Origin of the sequence: Sediminispirochaeta bajacaliforniensis DSM 16054 (assembly GCF_000378205.1) — a bacterium.
GTDB classification, from domain to species: domain Bacteria; phylum Spirochaetota; class Spirochaetia; order DSM-16054; family Sediminispirochaetaceae; genus Sediminispirochaeta; species Sediminispirochaeta bajacaliforniensis.
The window spans coordinates 23,980-30,395 of sequence record NZ_KB899437.1 but is presented as its reverse complement, the minus strand read 5'-3'; the positions used below and the strand labels follow the sequence as shown (position 1 = coordinate 30,395).

Genomic DNA, 6,416 nt, shown 5'->3' with positions numbered 1-6,416 from the left:
TTCCCTCCGGCCTTGATGCTCATATCACCTGAGGCATCAAGGCCCACATTCCCCTTTGAGCTGGCCTTCAGATTTGCGTTTGCCTTGATGATGGCCTGGCTGGATGAAGCGGTAAGCTTTCTGCACTTGATGTTGATGTCCCCAAGTTCGTTGACGATCTGAATGCCGGCCGATGAGAGGCTGATCCTCATCTTCCCCTCTTTGGCGCTGATCACAAGCTCCTCTTCTCCTTCCTTGTCGTTCATCATGATCTCAAGGCCGCTTCTTGTCCTGATGTACTTCTTGTCGTTGGCTCCGTCCTGCTCGTAGTAGGGAGGGGTCCGTTTGGTGTGCACCGAGCCGATGACAAAGGGGCAGTTGGGATTGTTGAGGTAGAATCCCACCACCACCGCATCCCCGATGTCCGGCAGGCTCCAGATCCCGTAGCCTTTTGAGGCCCAGGGGCTTAAACATTGTATCCAGGGGCTGGGGGTTTCATCCCCGAAGACCAAAGGTGCTATGACCTTTACCCTGCCAAGCCCGTCGGGGTCGTGGTTGTCCACCACCTTGCCCCAGGTGGCCGTTGCCTTCAGACGGGGGTCTTTCCATTGATGCCAGATAAAGCGTGAGGTCCTGTTGGCAGGATCGTAGTATTTAGTTTTGATACGCTGAAGTTCGCGGTAGCCGATACGCATGGCTCTCTCCTTTACTTTTTATACAGGCCTGTGAATCCGTGCCGGCTTAGTTCATGGCCACGCCGTTGCCTTCGATACCAAGGTTGCCTGATGCGGAAAGGGTGGTATCGCCATCTGACTCGATGCCCAGTGCATCGGAAGCGAAGCTGAGTTCGTTTTCTGTTGAGATGGATATTTCCTCTGCCTCGATGTTGATGACGCCGCCTGATGAGATGTTGATGTCGGCTTCTGTTTCGATGTTGAGGATTTCTTCTCCAACCAGCATTTCGACTCTGGTGGTGGCGTCGGTGTTCAGCAGTTGTAGTTTTTCTTCACCGTCGCTGTCGTCGAGGATGATGCGCATGCCGCTTCGTGATCGCAGGAAGTGAAGGCTGTTTGTTCCGTCGTCGTTCAGGTCGGCTGCGCTGTTTTCTTCTGTAGCCGGGGGCATATGGTTGTGGTTCCATGCGGCCCCAAGAACAACACCCTGTTCGAGGCCGTCGTCGAAGAAGAGGGCTATGACCACGTCTTCGATTTCCGGCAGGAAAAAGCCTCCTGTTTGATTTCCTGCGAAAGGGGTAAGAATGGGCAGCCAGTTTGTTTGACTCTGGTCACCGCCCTGGATTTCCGGCAGGCTGATTCTCACCCGTCCGAGACCGTCGGGATCTTGGTTGTCGGTAACGATACCATGGTACATGCATACTTCGTTTCTCATGTGGTCCTCCATGAGTATTCATGGGCGATCCGTGTATGGATGATACCTTTTTATATTGCTCTTTTTCGAATCGGTCCATTTTTCTCTTTGTACGTATCAAAACCCTAAAGGAGGAAAAAAGAACTGTCAATCATCTTGATGGGTAGTTAGGATAAAATCTACTGTCATCTTTTTTTCCGTACATCGTTTTAAATAGAGGTTTATGAGTGCTTGGTAGGATATGCCTGTTTCGCTGCTTAATTCTTTGAAGTACTCTATGATGTTCTCATCGGGGCGAAGGGTTGTTGATTTTTTGTTTGTCTCTGTGTTCGATTCTTCCATCTTTTTTCTCCTTAAATAAAGAGCGCAGGATGGTATGGGGTCTTCATTTTTATTGAGATATTTTTATAGTAATCACGATACCGTGACAGCATGTCGTTGTTTTTATTATTTCTAATCCTGCACCTTCCATTTTATCTATGAACTTATCGGAATAATATATATGTAGCACGATTGCATACAGAAATCCAGCTATTTTCGATACTCTTTGAATTTCTTGTAATATTCGTTCTATTTATTCATTTTTTATTCCATTTCCTTCCTATTATAGATAATATTGAACATATTAGCTATTTATAGAAAGCATATTGAGTTGTATATGATTGCATTTACATTTTTTAGATAGCAATTTAGATTTCTATATTGAAAAAACAAACTCTATGATATTAAAAAAAATTGCTTATATGTTTTTTTAGATTTAAATATGCAATTTATTATTGATGCATTTTTATATTAATCATTTTTTGTATCTGTTATCTAATAGTATTTTTTTATCCGATTATCGTACAATATTTTTTTTATTGTATTTTTTTAAAACGAATATCGTAGTTCTTTACCGTTTTATTATAATTATTGATTAAAACATATGATTCTGTCTTGACCTCGAAAAAAAAAGCGGTTAAAAGAAAAATACGTTGATGAGAGAAATCGTTCAGTTGTTTTAAATTGAATTTGTAATGTGTGTTGATTATGAAAAATAAAAACTTTCTTGGAACCGGAATTGCCTTTCCTTTTTCTGTGGGTGATAACGGTCAAATCTTAACAGTCTCAAATGAACGTAGTGTCGAAAATTCCATCAGGATTATTTTGGGCACAACAAAGGGCGAACGGCTTATGCGCCCCGATTTTGGTTGTGATCTGAATAATTTGGTGTTCTCACCAAATGGGGCCCGGACCTATGCACTCGCTCAGCACTATATCGAAGAGGCTCTACACCGTTGGGAGCATCGCATTGTTCTCGAAGAGGTATTGGTCGCTCCCGATGCTGATGATGAGACAAGGATCAATATTTCCATTCAGTACAAAATTCGTAGCATCAATACCTATTTTAATTTGGTTTATCCGTTTTATTTAGAAAGAGGCGAAAGTGATACCCAGTCCCAATTTGGATGATCGAACATATAAAGATATTCTCGATCAGGCAATTTCATTGATTCCGCATTATTGTCCGGAGTGGACGAATCACAATCCGACGGATCCGGGAATTACGCTTCTTGAGCTTTTTTCCTGGATGACGGAAATGACCATCTACCGTCTGAATAAGGTTCCTGAAAAAACCTATCTTGCACTTCTTGATCTTCTCGGGCTTACGCTTTCCCCTCCCCAGTCGGCAAGGGTTTTGCTGACCTTCCATCCTGTGGATGGATACAAGGATGCTGTTTTCCTCAAGCAAGGATTACAGGTCGGAACCGAGGCGAAAAACGGCAGTGAGCCGGTTGTCTTTGAAACCGAGAAATCTCTCTCGGTATGCAATATCGCCCTTGCCGCTTCCTATGGCCGATTGGGTGATAAGATTACCGATAATGTCTCTGAGCTGAAGCGTAAGGGTTCTTTCCGTCTTTTCGATGCTGCAGCTGAGATCGAGCGAAAGATCTACATTGAGGCGTCGGTCTTTGAATTCTTAAAGGAACCGAATACCGTTTCACTTACCTTCGATACTACCTATTCCATTACTTCGGTAAACGATGAAATCATTGCGGTTCTTTCCTGGGAATACTGGAATGGTTCGAAATGGGTTGATCTGGAGGTATTTTCTTCGGTTGATAACAACAGAAAAGAGGACAACCAGATATTCTTTAAGGGGCCCCTGGATATTGTCCCGACGGCAATACAGAATGCTGAGGGGTATTTCCTTCGGGCGTCGGTTCGTAAAATTCCTGATGATCACAAATGTTTTTCGGTACTTTCACTTCTTTCCAAATTGATTTTCCAAGGAGACGGGCTGCTTCCTGACGTATGTCTGAGTAATCAGGAGAATATGGTCTTTACACCGATCGATTTTGGGGTCGATTTCAAGATATTCCCAAAGCAGCCTAAGTATAACGATGCGCTGTATATTGCATCGGACGAGGTTTTAAGTAAGACGGGTTCCCGGGTGTCGATTCGTTTTGGCTTAGGCGAAATGAATGACGGGGCGGAAGGTAATCGTTCCATACAGTACCGCTATGAGTACTGGAATGGCCGGGATTGGATTCAGCTTGGCTTCTCCAGTGTTTCTGCACCGGCTCGTTCCTATGGAACGTGTCGTCTTGATGATGATACCTACGGCTTTTCCCGTTCCGGCATTCTTTCGTTTGATTGCCCTGCAGATATACAGCCCTGTGAAGTGAACGGAAGCGAGCACTTTTGGTTGCGAATTCGGATTTCTGCCGGAGACCTTGGCAAGGGGGGCCAATATCAGGCCGGTGATTCAGGGAGCATGGAGTGGGGATTTGACGAAGAGATCTCCATGCCGTTCTTTAGCCGCTTGCGCCTTTCCTATGATGCAAAGAAGACTCCTGTTAGAAAAGCCATTGTGTACGACAATTTTTCCTATCGGGATCTTAGCCAGACCATGGTCGAGAATGCCCGATCCGAAGAAGATAAAGAAGAGATTTCCCTTTTCGCCTTGGATTCCGAGGATTTTCCCGTGGTCTATTTTGGTTTTGACCGGGCCTTTCCCGGTAATAATGCTTCGGTCTATTTTAGAATTGATGAACGGAATCGGGTCCTTGAATCTGCCAACTATTTTGTTCGCAGCAGCTCAGTGGACAAAGGCGTCGGAAAAAAACGGACAAAGCGTTTCCTTACCCTTTCCTGGCAGTACTGGAACGGTGAGGGGTATACCCCTCTTTCTGTCAACGATTATACCGATGGCTTTCATGAATCGGGGTTCGTGGAGTTTCAGCTGCCGGATGATTTTTCTCCGCATGAGGATTTTGGAAAAGATTTGTTCTGGGTAAGGGTTGTGTTTGAGGCCGGGAGTTTCGAGTCGATACCTGTTGTCAAAGATATCCTTCTCAATTCCGTATACGGGATCCACCGAAGAACGCATCGAAAAGAGATCCTTGGCGGCTCTGGAGGAACACCGAACCAGGGCTTTGAGCTCGTACGCAAACCCGTTCTTCCAGGGCTTCGTCTTATGGTGAAAGAGGCCTCGCTTCCCCCTGAGAAAGAAAGGGAGGAGATCATCCGGGAAGAGGGAAAGGGTGCAATCCAGGTAAAAAAGCTTGGAAACGGCAAGGAAGAGGTTTGGGTCCGCTACCACTGTGTGGACAACTTTCTTTCCTCAAAACCCTATTCACGTCATTATCTCCTCGATTTTCAGGAAAATAGGATTGTGTTTGGCGATGGTGTCAAAGGTGTCATTCCTCCGAGGGTGAAAAATAACATTGTTGCCGAAGAGTACTGGACCGGCGGCGGCGAGATTGGAAACGTGGGCGCTGGTTCCATTCGTGTGCTGAGAGAGAACATTCCCTTTCTTGCCGGGGTCGAGAATCCCTATCCCGCCGAGGGGGGAGCCGATTTTGAAAGCCTTGACGGTTTGAAAGCCAGAGCCGCCGGGGTGATGAAAAGTCTCAATCGGGCGGTTACCGCCGAGGATTTCGAGTGGCTTTCCCTTGAGGCCTCTGCATCGGTCGCACGGGCAAAATGCCTTTCTCGCCTCGGTTCCAACGGCGAGATTCGTGTTGTGATTGTTCCCAGAATATACGGGGAGGTAGATGCCGACCACAAACCGTATCCGACTCAGGAGCTGCTTCGCCGGGTCAAGGCGTATCTTTTTGATCGTAAGATGATCGGCACCCGCCTGCGTGTGGAAGGTCCTGTCTATACGGAAGTTAAAATTGCCACCAAGATCGTGTTGAAAAAAGAGGTTGTCGAAAGTGGCTATATCAAAGAAAAAATCGAAAAGACCGTAAAGCGTTATCTTCATCCTCTTTACGGCGGCGAGGGGGGCAATGGCTGGGGCTTCGGTTTTCCTCTTCAAAAGGATGTGGTAGGCGCTGTCATCGAAAAGATCCCTGAGGTACACCATGTAGAAGAGGTGAGTATTCGAAATCTTACCACCGGTTTCGAAGATGATGCGATTTCCCTCGGAGAAGACGCCCTGCTCTTTGTACAGGATGTCACCGTTGAAGAACGGAAGAGTGTGTACTGATGGCCTACGAGCAGCATCGGATCATGGGCTATGTGCTCAAAGAGATGAAGGAGCTTGTTGAGGACTTCTTTGCGCGGGATGGAGGGGTTGCGGTTGGTTTTTTCGACGGATTTTCGGAAGTTCAGGGGCCTGTATGCATGATCACTTTCCTTGGTTTTCGGGAGGAAAAGAGGGACAACATGATGAACAGAATCCAAATTCGCCGTAGTAGTAAAGAGGGGAAGATGGTGGAGGCCTTGGTAAAGCCTCCTCTTTCCATGACGGTCCGTACCGCGGTTCTCATGGGCGGCGAAGGGCCGGGAGAACGGCTTTCTCATATTGGAGAATTGCTCGGCTTCCTTCGGGAGCATGACAAGATTGCCCCGGGTGATTTCGATTGGGCGGGAAATGACGGAGCCCCTATTGTCCTGCGCGTTTCTGCTCTGGAGGACGACGATCGAAACCTCTTGCCTGAACCGCTGCAGGGCCTAATCCCCTTTGGGCTGCTCCTCGAAGCAACGGTGGGGGTTGAATCTTCCGAGGCGGAGGAGTTTACACGGGTAAAAGAGCGGCGTTTGTCCGCCTTTACGAAAGAAAATACTTAGGAATGTAA

The 6,416-nt window shown here is 46.8% G+C and carries 6 protein-coding genes; 3 read left to right on the top strand and 3 right to left on the bottom strand.

Annotated features, from left to right (window positions below):
• From F459_RS0120475 to F459_RS0120460, 3 genes are all read right to left on the bottom strand, one after another.
• Nucleotides 1-674 (bottom strand): phage baseplate assembly protein V (locus F459_RS0120475; RefSeq protein WP_020614525.1); only part of this gene is annotated, 674 nt, incomplete at its 3' end.
• Nucleotides 675-720: 46 nt separating this feature from the next.
• Nucleotides 721-1,368 carry a phage baseplate assembly protein V gene (locus tag F459_RS0120470; protein WP_020614524.1) on the bottom strand — a complete coding sequence of 216 codons (648 nt, stop codon included), beginning with the start codon at nucleotides 1,366-1,368 and terminating at the stop codon, nucleotides 721-723.
• Nucleotides 1,369-1,494: 126 nt separating this feature from the next.
• Complete coding sequence (locus F459_RS0120460; protein ID WP_020614522.1) at nucleotides 1,495-1,689, bottom strand: BrnA antitoxin family protein; 195 nt, start codon at nucleotides 1,687-1,689, stop codon at nucleotides 1,495-1,497.
• A gap of 687 nt (nucleotides 1,690-2,376) precedes the next feature.
• Between F459_RS0120460 and F459_RS0120455 the strand changes: the two genes are divergently transcribed.
• Genes F459_RS0120455 through F459_RS0120445 form a run of 3 tightly spaced genes read left to right on the top strand, consistent with a single transcriptional unit; the run spans nucleotide 2,377 to nucleotide 6,408 of the window.
• On the top strand, nucleotides 2,377-2,799 hold the full coding sequence (locus F459_RS0120455) for a GPW/gp25 family protein (RefSeq protein ID WP_020614521.1): 423 nt from the start codon (nucleotides 2,377-2,379) through the stop codon (nucleotides 2,797-2,799).
• Complete coding sequence (locus tag F459_RS0120450; protein WP_154651756.1) at nucleotides 2,792-5,824, top strand: putative baseplate assembly protein; 3,033 nt, start codon at nucleotides 2,792-2,794, stop codon at nucleotides 5,822-5,824. Before F459_RS0120455 ends, F459_RS0120450 begins: the two co-directional genes overlap by 8 nt.
• Nucleotides 5,824-6,408 carry a hypothetical protein gene (locus F459_RS0120445; protein ID WP_020614519.1) on the top strand — a complete coding sequence of 195 codons (585 nt, stop codon included), beginning with the start codon at nucleotides 5,824-5,826 and terminating at the stop codon, nucleotides 6,406-6,408. Before F459_RS0120450 ends, F459_RS0120445 begins: the two co-directional genes overlap by 1 nt.
• Nucleotides 6,409-6,416 lie beyond the last annotated feature (8 nt).

Coding starts and splice junctions, on each gene's coding strand:
- F459_RS0120460 (WP_020614522.1), bottom strand. CDS start 1,689: ATGGAAGAATCGAACACAGAGACAAACAAAAAATCAACAACCCTTCGC.
- F459_RS0120445 (WP_020614519.1), top strand. CDS start 5,824: ATGGCCTACGAGCAGCATCGGATCATGGGCTATGTGCTCAAAGAGATG.
- F459_RS0120455 (WP_020614521.1), top strand. CDS start 2,377: ATGAAAAATAAAAACTTTCTTGGAACCGGAATTGCCTTTCCTTTTTCT.
- F459_RS0120470 (WP_020614524.1), bottom strand. CDS start 1,368: ATGAGAAACGAAGTATGCATGTACCATGGTATCGTTACCGACAACCAA.